The organism is Paenibacillus plantiphilus (assembly GCF_927798095.1).
Lineage (GTDB): Bacteria > Bacillota > Bacilli > Paenibacillales > Paenibacillaceae > Paenibacillus_Z > Paenibacillus_Z plantiphilus.
The window spans coordinates 1-675 of the sequence record NZ_CAKMMF010000082.1 but is presented as its reverse complement, the minus strand read 5'-3'; the positions used below and the strand labels follow the sequence as shown (position 1 = coordinate 675).

The following is a 675-nucleotide window of genomic DNA, read 5'->3' as shown; positions in this document are numbered from 1 at the left end:
CATTGATCGCCGTCGGCAGCAGTTCGACCTCACTTCCATGCTCCGTGCCAAAATATCGATTGCTAGGATTGCTTGTCTTCTCACAGCTGCCGCCATTGTTTCGAACACAGCCAACTACAAGTGCCCCAGCTCCTGTTGCATCAGGAACATACAAGCTGGCATGCGTACCCACCTTCGGCATGCAATACATCGCATTGCCCGTTGCCGGAGCAAATGGATACCAGTGGGCCTCCCCTTTGGACTGCTCCTTATCTACATTCAGATGCAGCTTGATCTGCTCTCCCTGAACCGCCAGCACTTCACCTTCCAATGAGATGCCTGTCAGCTTCGCATTTTCTGTCCGTTGTCGATAAATCCCTTCCGAGCGCGACAAGCGATAGGTGTACATGAACAGACCACGATCCATGCTCCCCTTAATTTCGCTAACAACCATCGATTTACCCCGGAATTGAACCGTATCCCCAAGGGCTGCGCGCAAGGTGCTTTCGATCTCATAATAGAAGAAATCCGTATCGTGGAGTCCTGCTTCATAGCCGCCAGCCCGCTGGAATGCTAGCAGATCCTTGCCTGCCATATAAGGCGTTTCCTCCGGCAATGTGAAGCGCTTCCCTTTCGGCATTCCAAAATATAACCTTGGTTTGGCATCCCATATATCACAGGCAACCACCGTGTTAA

The 675-nt window shown here is 51.6% G+C and carries 1 pseudogene; it reads right to left on the bottom strand.

What is annotated here, in order from left to right:
- Window positions 1–619: pseudogene (locus tag L6H65_RS26435) on the bottom strand (HNH endonuclease); the annotation flags it as partial.
- Window positions 620–675: the final 56 nt, after the last annotated feature.